Raw genomic sequence first — 17,089 nt, forward strand, 5'->3', positions numbered from 1 at the left:
CCTAAGCAAACCGGACCAACTCTAGGCTGGTCCGCGTATGAAACGATGCCGTCGTTGTGCTGCTGCTCGTGCCCATCGCTTTAGCGATGGGCATTGGAAGTATCGTATGTGCCGGTATCGCTACACCTGGACTTCGCTGGTGGACTCGGCACGTCTGAGCCCCTATGCCAAGTCTCGTCTTCTGGACATGTTCGCGCTCGGCGTAGCGGTTTGAGGGCTGCGCTTCCGGCGCCCACCTAGCGCGCCGTCGATGGAGCGGTTCTGCCGCCTTTGCCGTGCGACCTGTGCTTGGGACCAGCATCTACACTCTCCCTTTGAAGGGGTGCTGGAATGTGACGAGACGACGTTTGGCAGAGCTCGGCGCGGCAAACGGGGTGGCAGGCGAATTGATCGTGCTCGGAATCGTCAGCGATACCGATTTTGGCGCGAGCTCTACCGAGCCTCGCCGGGCCGCCTTGCGACGGAAAGCAGACGATGTTCTCAGCCAAAGCTGCAGGAGCTTAAGGGTAGACCGTACCTATCAGTGGGCCGCGGTGCTTAGGATGGTGCCGAAGGTGGGACTCGAACCCACACGCTTTTAAGGGCGGCGGATTTTGAGTCCGCTGCGTCTACCGATTCCGCCACTTCGGCTGGCATCGCGCGGCGGGGGCGCCGTGCGGGTCGCGCAGTATAAGGGTTCGGCCGCGCGCCGAAAAGCTCGCGTAGAGGGGCGCGGAAAGCGCGCCCGGCTACCGGTCGAAAACACGAGCGGGGTCGGCGGCTCCGCGGTAATCGGAAACTCGTCCACCACTGGACACTTGCGGGAAAGTGTACGGTCCACCGGCGCGGGCGCAGGGCAATCCGGCCGTAGTTCGGTAGGATGATGCGACGTTCGGCGCCACGCAGCGCCGCTATCCGCCGGGGACAACATGAAGCTCGTTCGCACGCTGGTATCGGTTTCGCTCGCCCTCGGATTCGTTATCGAGGCTGCTGCGGCTTCGGTACCGATCGAGCCTGGCGCCGCAGCGACGGCGCCACCGGCCGACGCATCCGGCGATACGCGCTACGTAGTCCTGTCCCGCCAGAGCTTCGACGCCTCGCGCGTGCTCGCGCGCGAGGCGACCGCCTGGGTCGATACGCTCGGCCGCGATCTCGTCGTCGCCGAGGTCGATACGGCGCAGATCGGCGCCATCGGCCGCCACATCCACGAAGTTGAAAATCGCTGCGGCGGATTCTTCGCCTTCGCCAGCCGGCCGGAAGCCGAAGCCTTCATCGCGCACGATCGCACCGCGCAAGCGATCGCGCTGCCGCTCGGCGGGCTGTATACGATCGACAACCAAGCCACGGTGGACGCGTGGCTGCCGCAAGTGGCCGAAGCGAACATCCGCGCCACCATCGCGACGCTGTCCGCCTATCGCAATCGCTACTACGCCTCGCCCACCGGGCGGCAAGCGGCGGAATGGATACGCGACAGCTGGCAGGCGCTGATCGGCAGCCGTACCGATGCGAGCGTGGCGTTGTTCGAAGGCTGCACCGATTGCTCGACCCAGCCGTCGGTGATCCTGACCGTACAAGGCACCGAGTTGCCCAAGGAGGTCGTCGTCGTCGGCGGCCATCTGGATTCGATCAACTGGTCGACCGGCTTCCCGACCGCGAACGACATCGCTCCCGGCGCCGACGACGACGCTTCCGGCATCGCCACCATCACCGAGATCGCGCGCATCGCGCTGGCCAGCGGCTGGAAGCCCAAGCGCACGGTCAAGTTCATGGGTTACGCCGCCGAAGAAGTCGGTCTGAACGGCTCGGACGCGATCGCGCAACGCTTCCGCAGCGACGGCATCAATGTGATCGGCGTGCTGCAGCTGGACATGACCAACTACAAGAACGGCGCGCCCTACGATCTGCAAATCGTCAGCGACAACTCCAATGCCGCCCTGCTGACCTATTTCGCCGAGCTGTTCGACGAGTACCTCGCGCCGCTCGGCTTCGTACGCTCCCCGCTCGCCTGCGGCTACGGCTGCTCGGACCACGCCTCGTGGACGACAGCCGGCTATCCGGCCGGCATGGTGTTCGAGGCCGGCCAGCCGCGTGACCCGAACAATCCGCGCGACCTCGGCGACTTCCCTTTCATCCACAGCGCCGGCGACACGCTCGCGAACATGAACAACTCGGCCGAATACAGCGTCAAGTTCGCGCAATTCGGCCTCGCCTTCGTCGGCGAGCTGGCGAAGACGCACGACGGCGGCGGCGTCAATCAAGCGCCGGTCGCCGGCTTCAGTTACAGCGCCGACCGCATGCAGGTCAGCTTCACCGACACCTCGACCGACAGCGACGGCAGCATCGCCTCGCGCCGCTGGGACTTCGGCGACGGCACCACGTCCGATCAGACCAATCCGGTCAGGACGTACACGACGGTCGGCGAATACTCGGTCGCACTGACGGTGACCGACAACGGCGGCCTGCCCAACAACACGATCCAAACGATCTCGGTCGACAACGGCATCGTGCCGCTCATCAACGGCGTCACCACGAGCGGACTCCCCGCGCAGGAGGACACGCGCCAGTTGTTCACCTTGGAATTGCCGCCGGGCGCGCAGGACTTGCACTTCGCGCTGATCGCCGACGACGGCGGCCAGGCCTATGTTTCGGTCGCGCTCGGAGGGCAAGTCCTATGCGAATCGGCGCAAGCGGCCTCGGTGCAAAACTGCGCGATCGGAAGTCGTCCTGCCGCCGGCAGCTATACCGCCACCGTTCACTCGGTCACGGCACTGAGCGGTTTCATCCTGACCGCATCGTACGTTGCACCCGGCGACCGCATCTTCGCGGACGACTTCGAGCTTTAGCGAGGCATCTCGGGAAGCAGCGTTGTGCCCGCGTCGACGCTGCGATTAGTCCAACCGCGTGAACAACAGCGCGATATAGGCGCCGATCAGCAGAGCCGCAGCGAGCGCGAGGAATTCCTGGTAGCGCGGCCGCGCGATCACAGCGCCGCTGATGCCCATCGCAGCGAAGGCGAGATGAAAGGCGAGATCGGTGCGCGACGGCAATACGCCCTGCAACACCAACTGCTTACCGATGCTTGCGACGATCAATAGAACCAGCAACGCAAAAAACCAGCGCCGATGTCCGTAGTAGTGTTCGCGCAGGTCGACCGCGGTTTCGCCGAAGAAATCCGGTAGCACCAAGGCGGCGAGCAGATAGAGCACGATCGTCTGCGCGAGCACGGCGGAAAAACCGACGAAGGTCCAATCCGTGTAGTGGCGCAGGCCGTACATCGACCACCACGACTGCACGGCGATCACGACGATCAGGATCGCCCACAGTACCGCCGGCCAATAGTTCTTCAGTCGCGTGCGCGACTGCATCAAGCCACGAAATCCCTTCAGCACCTGCGTGATCGCAAGGCCGAGGATCAGCGAGATCAGGACCGAAAGATAATTGAACGCATCCATCTCGTGGCGGCGGCGTATGGCGGGCGTTGCAGCATAGCCGAGCCGCGCGCGGCGCGTGCTGCTCAGTGGCGCGCAGCCGCCTTGCGCGCACGCTTGATCTCGTACATCGCCGCGTCCGCCAGCGCGAGCAGTGCCGCCGGATCGTCATTGCAAGATGCCGCCGCGATCACGCCGATGCTGGGCCCCGTATAGTCGAGCGTTGCGCCGTCGAGCCGGAACGCACCGCTGGTCGCCGCTTGCAAGCGCGTGCGCAACGAAGCGACCGCCTCGCCTGCCGCCGCGCGCTGAGCACTCGCCAGCGCGACGAATTCGTCACCGCCGAGCCGGGCGACGAAGCCATCTTCGCGCAGAGCGCTTTGCAGGCGTTGCGCGATGGCCGTCAAAAAGCGATCGCCGAGCTCGTGCCCGTAGCGATCGTTGATCGCCTTGAAGCCGTCCAGATCGACGAAGGCGACCAGCAACGCGCCGTCGTCGCGCGCATGCAAATCCTGGCGGCGGCGCATTTCCTCCATCAGCGCACGGCGGTTGGGCAGGCGCGTGGTCGGGTCGGTGAACGCGCTGAGTGCGAGCGCATCGTTGGCCTGACGCAAGGAATGCATCGTGCGTTCGCGATCGACCTGCTGCGCGATCAGGTGCGAGAACATCTGCAGCACCTTCGGTGCGCTGTCGACCAGCGGCTTGCGTTCGTCGCTGGCCGCGCACAGCGTGCCGTACAAGATGCCGTCGCCGGTGCGCACCGGCGTGCTGGCGTAGGTCGCGATGCCGAGCGCACGCGCGGCCTCGGAATCGCCCCAGCGGCTGGCGACGTCGTCGGTGTAGGCGCACTCCTCTTCCAGCGCGCGTTTGCACAAGGTGCCTTCCCACGGCACCGACAGACCTTCGGGAATCTTCAGCCGCCGGCTGTTGCGCGCGAACAATACGTGCTGCACGCCGGCCACATCGTCGATCGTGGTCAGGTAGGTCGATTCCAGACCGGTCACCGTCTGCAGCAGTTCCAGCAACGGCCGCACGAGTTGCTCCAGCGAGTGCGCGTGCGTGACCGAATCGGCCAGCTTGTCGAGGAAATCGTAGGTCGGATTGGAGAGCAGCATAGGCGACGATCGCAAACGGAAAGAGAGGCCTCGCGTCGGCGAACCCAGCGGTCGATCCGCGTGCCGCCGCACGACTGCGAGAAATAGTAGCGCAACCGTCGCGCCCGGCAATCGGGCTGCATCCGATCAAAGCGCCGAGGTATCTGCGTACTATGACGTCCTGTTTTCGGAGCGCCTCATGACTCGTTTGTTCACACTTCCCGCTCTCGCCCTGCTGCTCGCCGCGCTCGCCCCTGCGCGTGCCGACGAATGCAAGGACAGCTCGCGCTACGCCGATGCGCGCGCGATCGTGCAAGACCTCGATCGCATCGTGGCGCCGAACGGCGTGCAGGAGTCTTACGCGTTGCGCGCCGGCGGCGTCGAACACTGGGTCAACGCGCGCGGCCAGGACAAGGCGAATCCGGTCGTGTTGTTCATCCACGGCGGCCCGGCCTCGCCGGTGATCCCGACGCTGTGGCAATTCCAGCGGCCGATCGAGGAGTACTTCACCGTCGTCAACTACGACCAGCGCGGCGCCGGCAAGACCTACGTCGGCGACCACTCCGACGCACTCGCGGCCACCCTGCACATCGAGCGCTACGTGGACGACGTGATCGAGCTGGCCGAACAAGTGCGCCAGCGCTACGGCAAGCGCAAGCTGGTCCTGATGGCGCACAGCTGGGGCACGGTGATCGGCATGCGCGCGGCGTTGAAGCGGCCGGATCTGTTCTACGCCTACGTCGGCATCGGCCAGGTCATCAACACGCGCGAGAACGAGCGCCTCAGCTTCGACTACGGCCTGCAGCAGGCGAAAGCGCGCGGCAACAGCGCTGCAGTGAAGGAGATGGAGACGATCGCCCCCTATCCGGGCGATCGGCCGATCACGCGCGAACGCATCATCGTCGCGCGCAAATGGGCGCAGTTCTACGGCGGCCTCAGCGCGTACCGCGACAGCTCCGACTACTTCTTCAAGGCGCCGCTGCTGTCGCCCGACTACGACGATCCCGCGCGTTGCGCGATCGACGCCGGCAATGTGTTCACGCTAGGCCGCGTGCTGGACGAGTTCTTGAGCGTCGACCAGAGCGGCGTGCGCTCGTTCCCGATTCCGGTGCTGATGTTCATGGGCCGTCACGACTACACCACGCCCTCGGCGCCGACCGACGCCTGGCTGCGCAAGGTCCAGGCCCCCTACAAGCAAGGCGTCTGGTTCGAGCGCTCCGCCCACATGATTCCGTGGGAGGAGCCGGGCAAGACCGCGCTGAGCCTGGTGCAGTATGTGCTGCCGCTGACGCAAGGCGACGGCGCCAAGCGCTGACGCGCTACGCGCTAGTTCGCGCCTTGCGCCAAGGCGTAGTCGAGCGCCGCGCACACGGCCGCGACCTGTGCCGCGTTGCATTGCTCGGGCGTCGCGCGCGGGCTGTCGGGATAGACCTCGGTGGTCGTCTTGTAGCGCGCGTCGGTGACGCCGGCGCAGAGGCCGAGCGAACGCAGCGGATAGCGGATCACGCCGGGCGCGACCACCTTCGAGCCGATGATCTCGCCCTTGGCGTCGGTCGGCGCGATGTGGGTGACCTTCGCCACCGCCTCGACGATCGCCTGCTGGAAGCCGGGCTGCGGCGCGTCGGCATCGTCGACCAGGTAGAACCCATCCGGTATCCCGTCCGGCTCGAACGGCTGACCGTCGCGCGCCGCCAGCGCCGGGCGGAATTCCGACTCGTCGGTGTCGGTGGTTTCGTGCAGGTCGACGTGCACCAGGAAACGCTCGCGCCAAGGCGCGACCAAATCCAGCAGCGCAGCCGACTCGCCCGCCGGGCTGTTCGCGCGGAACGAGCGATTCGGATCGATCGCGTGCGGGTTCCAGCGATGAATCCGCTCGTACGCCCACGGGCTGATGCACGGCACCACCAGCAGATTGACGCGACCGGCGTAGTCGGCCATGTGGCGATCGACGAACTGGAGCGCGCCATGCACGCCGCTGGTCTCGTAACCGTGCACGCCGCCGGTGACGAGCGCGTAGGGCACTACCTCGCGCCAGTCGCGGCTGCGGATCGCGAACAAGGGATAGCGCTCGGGCGCGTAGTCGAGTTCGCCGTACTGGACCACGTCGTAGCGATCGCGCTGACGTTCGACCGCACTCAGCACGTCGTCGGCGTAGCTGCGTTGGCGCGTCTGGCGCGACAGCCATTCGGCTTTTTCCGCATCGCCCCAAGCCTTGCCGGGCACGCCGATCGGATAAGGTGCTGAGTTCATTGCCGCGTCGCCATCGTTGGAATGATCCGAGAACTCTAGCATCAAGCGCCGCGACGCCGACGCGATGTCGACGCCAATCGCGGCCTCGGCGATCATGCCGCCCGATGGCACCTCCGGTGCCGCCATGGCCTCGGGGGATCCATGCGCTCGCTGCTACTCGTCTTCGCACTGGGCGCTGTGCCCACGCTCGCTGCCGAAACACCGATCTGGCTTAGCGCCGAGCGCGTCGATGCCTCGCACGTGCAACCCGCGGCCCGGCGCGCGCAGCGCGTATCGATGCCCAGTCACTGGGACGCACGCGCGAACGAGCGACTGTTGCTCGACGTATTCGGCACGCCCTTCAGCGCGACGCGCAGCGCGTTCGAACACCGCCGCGAAGGTTGGTTGTGGCAAGGGCGGCTCGACGGCGCGCCGGACTACGCGGTATCGCTGACCATGCACCGCGATGTTTTGGCCGGCTGGATGCAGACGCCGCAAGGCAGCTACGAGATCGTGCCGCTGCCGGCGGGCGGTTCGGCGCTGGTCGAACTCGATCCGTCGGCGTTTCCCGCTTGCGGCGGCGGACTTCGGCGCGACGCACTGATGCGTTATACGATTCTGCCCGCACCGAAGATCGCGGCCACCGCGCCCGCCGGCGCCGACGAGCCGATCGATGTCCTGATCGTCTATTCGCCGCAAGTGCTGGCCGCGATGGGCTCGCTCGCCAACGTCGAAGCGGAAATCCACGCCGCGGTCGACAGCGCCAATCTCGCCTTCGCCAACAGCGACATGACCGCGCGCTTCCATCTCGCCGGCATCCGTCCGTTTCCGCGCGACGAGGTCGACGTATACGACCTCGAATGGCTGCGCGTCGATCCGGCCGGCGTCGCCATGCGCGAGGAAGTCGGCGCGGATCTCGCCTCGCTGTGGGTCGAGAACAGCATCAACGTCTGCGGCGCCGGCTTCATCATGGACAGCCTCGACGGCAGCTTCGCCGGCGACGCGGTGCAGATCACGATGCGCAGCTGCGCGGTCGGCGATCTGGTTTACGCGCACGAACACGGCCACAACCTCGGCATGCAGCACGATCCCGCCAACGGCGTGCCGTCGGCGCAGGCGCTGTTCCCGTGGGCGTTCGGCCATTACGTCGATCACAGCTACCGCACCGTGATGTCCTACCCCGACGAATGCGTCGGCGGCTGCCCGCGCGTGGCGCAGTTCTCCAACCCGGACATCGCCTTCATGGGCGTGCCGACCGGCATCGCGAACCAGCGCGACAACCATCGCGTCGGCAATGTCACCGCGTCCATCGTCGCCGGTTTCCGGCCGCGCGCCTTGATCTTCGCCGACGGCTTCGACTGAACGCACGCAACGAACTCGCCGGCGCAACCGCTACCATCGCGGTTTCCGTACTCGCGACGATTTCGCCTCGCATGATGTCCGCCACGCAAGATCGCTACACCGGCGCGGTGCTCACGCGCGAGATCGTCGCCGCGATGCAGGCCGCGCTCGCTGCCGGCGCGGCGAGCTGGTCGGGCTCGTTCGATCTCGGCCGCAGCCGCGACGAGGTGAGCTTGTCCGCCGACGGCTGGCGCTGGCGCGAGCGCGACTATCCGTGGCCGCAAGCATTGAAGGAGCGCACGATCTACGTCTGGGACGGCGCGGCCTTCGTTCCGGCGCAGCGCTACGACGGCGCGCTGATCAAGCTGGTGCCGACCGAATGGGGCGCGCCGACCTTCGAGATCGACGGCATCAAGATGCTGCCGACCGCGCAGCTTTCGCCGTATGTGGACGCGCAGCGCAAGGTCGCCCTGGTCGCGCCGCGCGGACGCCATGTGCTCGATACCTGCGGCGGGCTCGGCTACTTCGCGCGCGCCTGTCTCGAAGACGGCGTCGCGCGCATCGACTCGTTCGAGAAGAACGCCGACGTGCTGTGGCTGCGCCGGCTTAATCCGTGGTCGCCCGATCCGCACGACGCGCAAACCGGCGGCCGGCTGCGCCTCGAACAGGCCGACATCGCCGAGCGCATCCTGACCTTGCCCGACGCCGGCTACGACGCCGTCCTGCACGACCCGCCGCGTTTCGGCATCGCCGGTGAACTCTATTCGCAGGCGTTCTACGGTCAGCTCGCGCGCGTGCTGCGCGCGCACGGCCGCCTGTTTCACTACACCGGCACGCCGAACCGCAAGACCAGCGGGCGCGACGTGCCGAGGGAAGTCTCGCGCCGGCTCGAACACGCCGGCTTCGCCACCGAACTCGCGCTCGACGGCGTGTTCGCGACCCGGCGCGGCGCTAAGACGCGCCGCCACTGAGCGAAACGCTGGCTAAGTCGGGCACGCCTGCGGCCGCGGGCGACGCAAGGTCGCTGCGGCCCAGACGTAGATCGCGGTGCCGAGCAGCGCAGTGATCGCGCCGACGTAGCCGGTCGAGGTCCAGCCGAGGCCGGCGCTGATCGCAAGTCCGCCGAGCCAGGGACCGAGCGCATTGGCGGCATTGAAGGCGGCGTGGTGCGAAGCAGCCGCCAAGGTCTGTGCCTCGCCGGCGACGTCCATCAGATGCGTCTGCAGCACCGCGCCGAGCCCGCCCATCAAACCGACCGCCACCGTCGCCGGCAGCAGCGTCCAAAGCGAGCCGGCCGCGAGCGGATACAGCGACAACATCACCGCCGCGCCGAGCAGGATCACCGGCACCGCACGGAAGCGCAGACGATCGAACAACCAGCCGCCGCCGAGATTACCGATCACACCGCCGAGCCCGAAACCGGCCAGGCCGAGCGGAATCCAACCGGCCGACACACGCGTCACTTGCAGCATGGTCGGCGCCAGATAGCTGAACACGCAGAACAGACCGGAGAAGCCGACCGCTCCGATCGCCAGCGCCTGCCACACCGGCAGGCGGTTGAACGCGCGCAACTCGGCCAGCACGCGCGGCGCCTGCTCGATGCGATCGCGCGGTTGGAACAGGGCGATCAACGCGACCGTGGTCAGCGCCACCGCCGACACCATCACGAAGGCCCAGCGCCAGCCGATGGTCTGGCCCATCCAGGTCGCGAGCGGATTGCCGAGCAGGATCGCCAACGTCAAACCGAACATGGTCAGGCTGACCGCCTTGCCGCGCTCCTCCGGCCGGCTGATCGCGACCGCGGTCAACGCGGACACGCCGAAGTAGGCGCCGTGCGGCAGGCCGGCGACGAAACGCGCGGCGATCATGCTGAGGTAGTCCGGCGCGCCTGCGCTGGCGAGGTTGCCGAGCACGTAGAACGCCATCAAGGCGAGCAGCAAGGTACGGCGTGGCAAGGTTGCGCCGAGGATCGCCAACAGCGGCGCGCCGACCACCACGCCGAGCGCATAGGCGCTGATGATATGGCCGACCTGCGGCTCGGTCACGCCGAAGGTCTTCACCATGTCCGGCATCAAGCCCATCGCGGAGAATTCGCTGGTGCCGATGGCGAAGCCGCCGAGCGTGAGCGCGGCAAGGATCAGGGCGCGGTGCCGGCGCGACACGGCGGCAGCGGGAGGTGCGGCTGCCAGCGGCGGGATCGATTCCATGGACGGCATTATGCTGCGAAGCAGCATGATCGCGAAAGAACGGCGCTGCATGTGGACCTTCGCCCGCTCGGTCGCCTGCGTCGCCGAAACGCGTATCACCGATTGCGCGAACGCGAATCGTCATCGAACGAATCGAGAGCGACGTGACTATCGGGCTAGGCCGATCGTGCGCATGCGCTGTTAGCGTCGCCTACCCTGTAGCGACAATTCTGCATGCCCCCTATTCCGACCGCGCCTGCGCGCGAACGTCACGACCTGATCGATGCCCTGCGCGGGGCCGCCTTGGCCGGCGTGTTCCTGGTCAACCTGGTTTCGCTGAGCCTGTACGAATTTCTCGACGACAAGGCACGCGCGGCGCTGCCCAGCGCCGGCGCGGATGCGCTCATTGCCGCGGCGATGGCGTGGCTGGTCGACGTCAAAGCGGTGACCGTGTTCTCGCTGCTGTTCGGCCTCGGCTTCGCCTTGCAGATGGATCGCGCCGACGCCTCGCCGCGCCGCTTCGCGCGGCGGCTGCTGATCCTCGCCGCGATCGGCGCGCTGCACGGCTGGTTCTTGTGGTGGGGCGATATCCTGTTCACCTACGCCGCGGTCGGTTTGCTGCTGCTGCCGTGGCGCCACGCGCCGGCGTGGATGCTGTGGAGCGCGGGTCTGGTGTTCGCCTTGCTGCTGCCGCCGCTGTTGCTGCCGACGATGCGCGAACTGCTCAGCGATTGGCCGCGTCAAAGCGAGGTGTATGCGCTGGCGCTGCAGGGTTTCGCCTCGCCCTCGCCCGCCGCGGCTTGGAACGCGAACGTGGCCGTCGCCAACTGGGCGCGCGTGGCGAACTGGGCCTTGGTCTTCTTCGTGCTCGGCCGTTTCCTGCTCGGCGCCTGGGCCGGGCGGATCGGATTGCTGCAACGGCCCGAGACGCATCGCCGGCTGATCGTGCGCATCGGCCTCGGTGCCTTGCTGATCGGTGTGCTGGCGACCGCGCTCGATACCGTGCAAGCCGACTGGCGTGCGCAGTGGCCGGCCCTGAACGCCGGCTTCGGCCGCTATGCGATCCGCGCCGCGGTGCGCGCAGGTCCGCTCGCGCTCGGCATCGCCTACGCGATGGCGTTCGCCTGGCTGTGGCTGCACGCATCGCTGCGGCGCTGGCTGGCGTTGTTCGCGCCGACCGGCCGCATGGCGCTGACCAACTATCTGACCCAGAGCATTCTCGGCGTGGCCTTGTTCTACGGCGTCGGCGCCGGTATCGGACCGCGCTTCGGACTGCTCGGCGTGCTCGCCACGCTGGCTGTGATTTTCCCGGCGCAGATGGCGTTCAGCGCGTGGTGGTTGCACCGCTTCCAGTTCGGGCCGGTGGAGTGGCTGTGGCGCGCGCTGACCTACGGCAAGCGGCCAAGCTGGCGCCGTCGCCCAGCCACGTCCGGCGCGATCGCAACCGAGCGCGCCTGAGCGCCACGGACGTGCGCAACGAGCGGCCTCGGCCACCGCTGCGGCAACGCTTCGATTGACAGGCGCGCCGCGGCGACGCATATCGGCAGCGATGGAGTCCCCGATCTACCGCTTCGGCGAATACCGCCTCGATCCGACCAAGCGCGAACTGTGGTGCGGCGATGAGCTGCTCGACGCGCCGGCACGCGCGTTCGCCTGTCTTTTGTACCTGCTCGAGCAGCGCGAGCGCGCGGTCGGCCGCGCCGAACTGATCGAAGCGGTGTGGCGGCGCGCGAACGTTTCCGACACGCAGTTGTTCCAGCTGATCCTGCGCTCGCGCCGGCTGGTCGGCGACGAGGCCGAACGCCAAGACGTCATCCGCACTGTTGCCGGCTTCGGCTATCGCTGGGTCGCGCCGACGGAATGCGTGGCGCAAGCGCCAGTGCCGGTGCTTGCGGAAGCTGCCGCCGCGCCGTTGCCGGCGCCGGCGCCACTCGACGCGCTAACCGCCCTTCCCTCCGGCTCTGCCGCCACGCCAGCGTCGCGCCGTTGGCGAGCGCTCGCTCTCGCGGCGGGTCTGCTGCTCGCGGTCGGCGCGATCGCCGCAGGCTGGTATGCCACACGCGCGCCGGTGGCGCTGCCGCGTGCCGCCGACTACGCCGCCGATGCGCACATCGCCGTGCTGCCGCTGCGCATGGAAGCCGGCGCCGACGCGGCCTGGGTGCGCTTGGGCGGCATGGACTTGATCGCCGATCGCCTGCGTCGTGCGGGTCTGGCAGTGCAGCCGAGCGAGGCGACGCTCGGCGTCGTCATGGCCGCGAGCGGCGATAGCGACAGCGGCGCCGGACGGCTGCGGCAGCAGGCGAAAGTCGAACTCCTGGTCGACGGTAGCGTCGGAAGAATCGGCTCGGCCTGGCAAGTCGCCCTGCACGCCGAGGCGCCCGATCTGCCGCCGTTGCAGAGCACGGCCAGCGACGTCGACTTGATGGCAGCGCTGCGCGGCGCCAGTGATCGCCTGCTGCTCGCACTCGGCCGCGCGCCGCCGTCGGAACCACTCGATGCGGCGCAAGCCGAAGTGCTGCAACGCGCGCGCGCGGCGATGCTGGCCGACGACGCCGGCCAGGCGCGCAGCCTGCTCGAGCAAGCCGCCGCACCCTTGCGCGACGATCCCGAGCTGCGTCTGCTGCTGGCGCAGATCGAGGCACGCCAAGGGCACTTCGACGTCACCGAAACGATCGTCACGCAGCTGCTCGAACGGCTCGACGATCACGACGACGCGTACCTGCGCATGCGCGCCCTGATCACCCGCGGTAGCGCGCGGCTGCCGCTCAACCGGCTGGCCGAGTCCAGCGCCGACTTCGACGCCGCACTCGCCGTACCCGGCGCCGAAACCTACGTGCACGCATTCGGCGAGGCCTACCTCGGCCGCGGCGCCAGTGCCACGCATCGGCTCGACTACGCCGCCGCAGCCAGCGATCTCGGCCGCGCGCGCGTGCTGCTCGGCCAAAGCGGCGATGCGCTGGCGGTCGCACGCGTCGACCTGTCCTTGGCCGTGCTCGATTCGATGCGCGGCGAACTCGCGCAGGCCGGCAGCCGCTACGAACAAGCCGCGCGCCAGTTCGAGCTGTTCGGTGCGAAGCGGCCGTTGAAGAGCGCGCTGATCGGCCTGCAGGACGTGCAGTTCGACCAATTGCAGAATCACGCCGCTTTGGCCAGCAGCGACCGCGCCTGGGCGCTCAGCGCGGCCGGCGGCGATCCCTTGCTGCATCGCGTGCTGTCGTTGATGCGCGCGCGCATCCTGCTCGCCTGCGGACGCCTGCGCGAACTGCACGAGCTGCTGACGCAGATCGAGCGCGGCGATCAGGCCTATCTGGCCGTCTCGCGCGACGACGAACGCCTGCGCGTGCTGCGCACCGAACTCGCTCTGCGCGAAGGCCGCGACGCCGACGCCGCGCGCGAGGCCGGCGCGCTGCCGACCGCCTGGCTGCCCGGCGACACCGACGACACCTTGCGCGCGAAGTCGGCCTTGTGGCGGCAGCGCGCCTTGCCGCCGAGCGCGGCCGCACCCGGCACGGCGATCGCACCGTCGGCGCAGACCGATGCCGGCTCGCGCAGCGGCGCGCCGTATCGCCGGCTGGTCGAGGCCGAGCGCGCGCAACGGCTCGGCCGCGCCGACGAGGCCGAGCGTGCCTATCGGCAAGCGTTGGAGTTGGCCGAAGCTGGCGGCGTGCCGTTCGCGCTGGCCGAAGTGATCCAATCCTACGCGGTCTTTTTGATCGCGCAGGATCGCGCCGCCGACGCCGCCGCAGCCGGCGGGCGAATCGGCGCCTGGGCCAACGAGGACTTCGATTGCGCCGTGTTGCAACTGCGCATCGCGCATGCGCTGGGCCAGTCGACCGCCTGGCAAAGCGCGCTCGCCAATGCGCGACGGCTCGCCGGCGAACGCTCGATTCCAGCCGAGCTGAGCGCCGCGCCGGCCCCGCGCGCATCCGCCAACGTGTTGAAAAACCTGACGCAATCGGCGCGGAAGCAAGACGGAAGCGGATCGTAAGGCGGGCGGAATGGACGCGCTGTGGCGGCGCGTCGTAGAAGGCGGCGTTTACCCGACCGCGCCGCGAGGATTCCCTACGCGTGCGGATGTCCACCTGCGACCACGAGTATCCATGAAACGACTTCCCGTGTTACGGCTCGCCCTGCTTGCCCTCGCGCTGCCCGCGCTCCCCGCCGCCGCGGCCGTCTCGCGCTCCGGCGCGAACGCCACCGCGTCGGCTGCAACGATCGCTCCGATGCTGTCCGATCGCGTCTTCGCCAATGGCCTCGAAGCCGCACCGAGCGGCGCGCTGACCATTTACACGGACCGCACAGCCTTCCTGGCCGCGCTCGCGCCGGGCTACGCCGCGCACGACTTCAGCGAGATCGCGCCGGGACCGGGCCAACCGATCCACTACACCGACGGCAGCGCCGGCTACAACTACTTCATCTTCACCGGACTGTTTCCGCGCTACACGCTCTACAACGGTCCCGGCTACATCTCGACCGATCGCATCGGCGATCCGATTTCGGTGCTGACCAGCATCAACGACCCGCCGATCACCGCGATCGGCGGCAACGTCTGGCCGTCGGATTTCTTCGTGCAACCGACCGCAGGCTCGATCGTGATCACGGTGCTGATGCAGGACGGCAGCACCGGCGCGACCGAAACGATCGAAGCGGCCACGCCCGACTCGTTCCGCGGTTTCGTCTCGACCGCCGATGCACCGATCGCCGGCATCTTCATCGACGCGGTGCAGATCGACCCGCCCGTGCCCGACGAATCGCCCGATCGCTGGCCCTCGCTCGACAACCTCGTCGTCGGGAGCGTGCAATGAGCGCATCGATCCGCAATGCCGCCCTGCTCGGCGCCCTCGCCTGCGCCGCCGTCGCGCTGCCGGCACGTGCCGACATCGCCGTCACCGGCAGCAGCGAGCCGACCACCTACGTGCGCGGCCGCACCAACAGCTATCTGCTCGACCTGCGCCTGATTTCCGAAGGCTTCGCCGGCGCCGACGCGCTGTACTTCACCATGCCCGCCGGAGTGACCTTGTCGGCGGTGCGCAAGCGCAACACCTTCAGCTTCTGCTCCGACGTGTATCCGAGCGTGATGGGCGTCGGCAGCGGCGAAGGCGGCTGGTACCAGCTCGGCTACCCCGCATTGGATGGCTGCGGCAGCTTGGCTGGCGGACCTGCGCCGGGCGAAGAGCAGATCGTGCTGATCGACGTCGACGTACCGGTCGACTACGCCGGCGATCTGCCGGTGGTGGTCAACGTGCTCGGCGACGGCAACGGCGAGGCGCCGAACGAGGCGACCTTGACCTTGAGCATGACCGACGCCGGCGCCGCGCGCGTGTGGACGTTCGATACGATGACAGCGCCCGCGCTGCCGGCCGGCTGGAATACCGACATCGCCGGCGCGGCTACGGCGTGGGTCACGCAAGCGACGACCGCCGACAGCGCGCCGAACGCCGCCTACGCCGCGACTGCGGCGGCCAGCGGCGAAGCCTTGCTGACCAGCGCCTCGATGGCGATTCCCGCCGACGGCGCCGAACTGCAGTTCCGCCAGCGTTACCTCACCGAAAGCGGCTACGACGGCGGCGTGCTCGAGATCGCCTACGACGGCGGCGCGTTCGAAGACATCCTCGCCGTCGGCGGCCAGTTCAGCAGCGGCGGCTACGGGCCCGCACTCGCGACGCGTCCGCAGTGTTCGGCCGATGCCAATCCGCTGGCCGGCCGCGCCGCGTGGAGCGGCACGCAAGCCGGCTTCGACGTCACCACCGTGGTGCTGCCGAGCACCGCCGTCGGCCACACCGCACAGTTCCGCTGGCGCCTGGGCAGCGACTGCAGCGGCAGCGCCGACGCCGCGGGCGGCTGGTGGATCGACGATGTGCGTCTGACTTCGACCGCAGCGAGCGTGTCGACGCCGGCGAAATTGGCGGTCGCGATCAATGCGGGCATGCAACGGATCGAGCCGATCGAGATCGGCAATGCCGGCACCGGCACGCTGACGTATGCGCTCAGTTTCGGCAGCGGCGGCGACTGCACGACGCCGTCGCAGCCGAGCTGGCTGAGTCTCGGCACCAGCAGCGGCAGCGCACCCGGCGGCGTACGCGACGAGGTCGCGCTGACCTTCGATGCCAACGGTCTGGCCGCAGGCGACTACAGTTCACTGCTGTGCGTCGCGAGCAACGATGCGGCCCAGCCCATGCGTGCGATTCCGCTGCGCCTGAGCGTCGCGGCGAACGGCTGCGCGGCGACCGATCGCATTTTCGCGAACGGCTTCGACGACGCCAGCGACGGCCGTTGCGGCGAGTCGCTGCGCATCTACGACGAACGTTCGGCCTTCCTCACCCGCTACGCCGGCGGCTACGAGAACGCGTTCAATGGTCTGCGCACCGGCTACGTCAACGGCCCGCTGAACTTCGGCGGCGGCGGTTATGGCTACGCCATCAGCGTCACGCCGCACACTACGGTGGGCGACATGTATCTCTTCCCGGGTTCGGGCGTGTTGTCGGGCGTGTCGCCCGATCCGGAAACCGAATTCACGATCACCTTCACCGGCGCACCGGTGACGGCGATCGGCGCGAACTTCTGGGGCCAATTGTTCCAAGACCCGAGCAGCGTCGTGATGAACCTGCAGCCGCCGACCACGATCGTGTTGACGCTCGCGGACGGCAGCAGCGAGACCTTCGTCGCCAACGGACAGCAGGACTTCCGCGGTTTCGTCACCAGCAAGCCGATCACGAGCCTGCGCATGCGCGCACCCGAACCGGGTGAAGACGGACGCTACGCCTGGGGTGTGTTCGACCATCTGATCGTCGGCAGCGCGCGCTGAGCGGCATCGCCTCGTCGCCGGCAGGTT

General features: G+C 68.1%; 12 protein-coding genes and 1 tRNA gene. 8 read left to right on the forward strand and 5 right to left on the reverse strand.

The annotated features are described in order from the left end of the window. Window positions 1-543: 543 nt before the first annotated feature. Window positions 544-630: transfer RNA gene (locus tag AC3QL3_RS11490), tRNA-Leu, on the reverse strand. A gap of 278 nt (window positions 631-908) precedes the next feature. Here AC3QL3_RS11490 and AC3QL3_RS11495 point away from each other — a divergent pair. Further along, window positions 909-2,822, forward strand: coding sequence for a M20/M25/M40 family metallo-hydrolase (locus tag AC3QL3_RS11495; RefSeq protein ID WP_492893650.1), 1,914 nt, complete (start codon window positions 909-911; stop codon window positions 2,820-2,822). Window positions 2,823-2,867: 45 nt separating this feature from the next. On the opposite strand, the gene AC3QL3_RS11500 is transcribed toward AC3QL3_RS11495, so the two are convergent. Continuing rightward, window positions 2,868-3,431, reverse strand: a complete 564-nt coding sequence (locus AC3QL3_RS11500) for a hypothetical protein (protein WP_492893652.1) — start codon at window positions 3,429-3,431, stop codon at window positions 2,868-2,870. A gap of 62 nt (window positions 3,432-3,493) precedes the next feature. Beyond that, window positions 3,494-4,522, reverse strand: coding sequence for a sensor domain-containing diguanylate cyclase (locus AC3QL3_RS11505; protein WP_492893654.1), 1,029 nt, complete (start codon window positions 4,520-4,522; stop codon window positions 3,494-3,496). Between the two features lie 178 nt (window positions 4,523-4,700). On the opposite strand from AC3QL3_RS11505, the gene AC3QL3_RS11510 reads away from it, so the two are divergent. Next, window positions 4,701-5,816: an alpha/beta fold hydrolase gene (locus AC3QL3_RS11510; protein ID WP_492893656.1), complete on the forward strand. Its 1,116-nt coding sequence runs from the start codon at window positions 4,701-4,703 to the stop codon at window positions 5,814-5,816. A gap of 11 nt (window positions 5,817-5,827) precedes the next feature. On the opposite strand, the gene AC3QL3_RS11515 is transcribed toward AC3QL3_RS11510, so the two are convergent. Further along, complete coding sequence (locus AC3QL3_RS11515) at window positions 5,828-6,751, reverse strand: M14 family metallopeptidase (RefSeq protein ID WP_492893658.1); 924 nt, start codon at window positions 6,749-6,751, stop codon at window positions 5,828-5,830. 141 nt (window positions 6,752-6,892) lie between these two features. Between AC3QL3_RS11515 and AC3QL3_RS11520 the strand changes: the two genes are divergently transcribed. Both AC3QL3_RS11520 and AC3QL3_RS11525 read left to right on the forward strand, forming a co-directional pair. Further along, window positions 6,893-8,092 carry a reprolysin-like metallopeptidase gene (locus AC3QL3_RS11520; RefSeq protein WP_492893660.1) on the forward strand — a complete coding sequence of 400 codons (1,200 nt, stop codon included), beginning with the start codon at window positions 6,893-6,895 and terminating at the stop codon, window positions 8,090-8,092. 71 nt (window positions 8,093-8,163) lie between these two features. After that, complete coding sequence (locus tag AC3QL3_RS11525) at window positions 8,164-9,042, forward strand: class I SAM-dependent methyltransferase (RefSeq protein WP_492893662.1); 879 nt, start codon at window positions 8,164-8,166, stop codon at window positions 9,040-9,042. 12 nt (window positions 9,043-9,054) lie between these two features. On the opposite strand, the gene AC3QL3_RS11530 is transcribed toward AC3QL3_RS11525, so the two are convergent. Then, window positions 9,055-10,278, reverse strand: a complete 1,224-nt coding sequence (locus AC3QL3_RS11530; protein WP_492893664.1) for an MFS transporter — start codon at window positions 10,276-10,278, stop codon at window positions 9,055-9,057. Window positions 10,279-10,491: 213 nt separating this feature from the next. Here AC3QL3_RS11530 and AC3QL3_RS11535 point away from each other — a divergent pair, with 213 nt between their 5' ends. The 4 genes from AC3QL3_RS11535 to AC3QL3_RS11550 all read left to right on the forward strand — a co-directional run bounded on the left by AC3QL3_RS11535 (window position 10,492) and on the right by AC3QL3_RS11550 (window position 17,062). Continuing rightward, entirely contained in the window at window positions 10,492-11,715 is a 1,224-nt protein-coding gene (locus AC3QL3_RS11535; RefSeq protein ID WP_492893666.1) for a DUF418 domain-containing protein, read from the forward strand. Between the two features lie 91 nt (window positions 11,716-11,806). Further along, window positions 11,807-14,245, forward strand: a complete 2,439-nt coding sequence (locus tag AC3QL3_RS11540; RefSeq protein ID WP_492893668.1) for a winged helix-turn-helix domain-containing protein — start codon at window positions 11,807-11,809, stop codon at window positions 14,243-14,245. Between the two features lie 112 nt (window positions 14,246-14,357). After that, complete coding sequence (locus tag AC3QL3_RS11545; RefSeq protein WP_492893670.1) at window positions 14,358-15,062, forward strand: hypothetical protein; 705 nt, start codon at window positions 14,358-14,360, stop codon at window positions 15,060-15,062. Beyond that, complete coding sequence (locus AC3QL3_RS11550; RefSeq protein ID WP_492893672.1) at window positions 15,059-17,062, forward strand: hypothetical protein; 2,004 nt, start codon at window positions 15,059-15,061, stop codon at window positions 17,060-17,062. Before AC3QL3_RS11545 ends, AC3QL3_RS11550 begins: the two co-directional genes overlap by 4 nt. The last annotated feature ends 27 nt before the right edge of the window (window positions 17,063-17,089 follow it).

The organism is Dokdonella sp. GW821-FHT11D02, assembly GCF_058808595.1.

Excerpts from the sequence above, each read along its gene's own strand:
- AC3QL3_RS11495 (WP_492893650.1), top strand. The coding sequence starts at position 909 with ATGAAGCTCGTTCGCACGCTGGTATCGGTTTCGCTCGCCCTCGGATTC.
- AC3QL3_RS11500 (WP_492893652.1), bottom strand. The coding sequence starts at position 3,431 with ATGGATGCGTTCAATTATCTTTCGGTCCTGATCTCGCTGATCCTCGGC.
- AC3QL3_RS11505 (WP_492893654.1), bottom strand. The coding sequence starts at position 4,522 with ATGCTGCTCTCCAATCCGACCTACGATTTCCTCGACAAGCTGGCCGAT.
- AC3QL3_RS11510 (WP_492893656.1), top strand. The coding sequence starts at position 4,701 with ATGACTCGTTTGTTCACACTTCCCGCTCTCGCCCTGCTGCTCGCCGCG.
- AC3QL3_RS11515 (WP_492893658.1), bottom strand. The coding sequence starts at position 6,751 with ATGAACTCAGCACCTTATCCGATCGGCGTGCCCGGCAAGGCTTGGGGC.
- AC3QL3_RS11520 (WP_492893660.1), top strand. The coding sequence starts at position 6,893 with ATGCGCTCGCTGCTACTCGTCTTCGCACTGGGCGCTGTGCCCACGCTC.
- AC3QL3_RS11525 (WP_492893662.1), top strand. The coding sequence starts at position 8,164 with ATGATGTCCGCCACGCAAGATCGCTACACCGGCGCGGTGCTCACGCGC.
- AC3QL3_RS11530 (WP_492893664.1), bottom strand. The coding sequence starts at position 10,278 with ATGGAATCGATCCCGCCGCTGGCAGCCGCACCTCCCGCTGCCGCCGTG.
- AC3QL3_RS11535 (WP_492893666.1), top strand. The coding sequence starts at position 10,492 with ATGCCCCCTATTCCGACCGCGCCTGCGCGCGAACGTCACGACCTGATC.
- AC3QL3_RS11540 (WP_492893668.1), top strand. The coding sequence starts at position 11,807 with ATGGAGTCCCCGATCTACCGCTTCGGCGAATACCGCCTCGATCCGACC.
- AC3QL3_RS11545 (WP_492893670.1), top strand. The coding sequence starts at position 14,358 with ATGAAACGACTTCCCGTGTTACGGCTCGCCCTGCTTGCCCTCGCGCTG.
- AC3QL3_RS11550 (WP_492893672.1), top strand. The coding sequence starts at position 15,059 with ATGAGCGCATCGATCCGCAATGCCGCCCTGCTCGGCGCCCTCGCCTGC.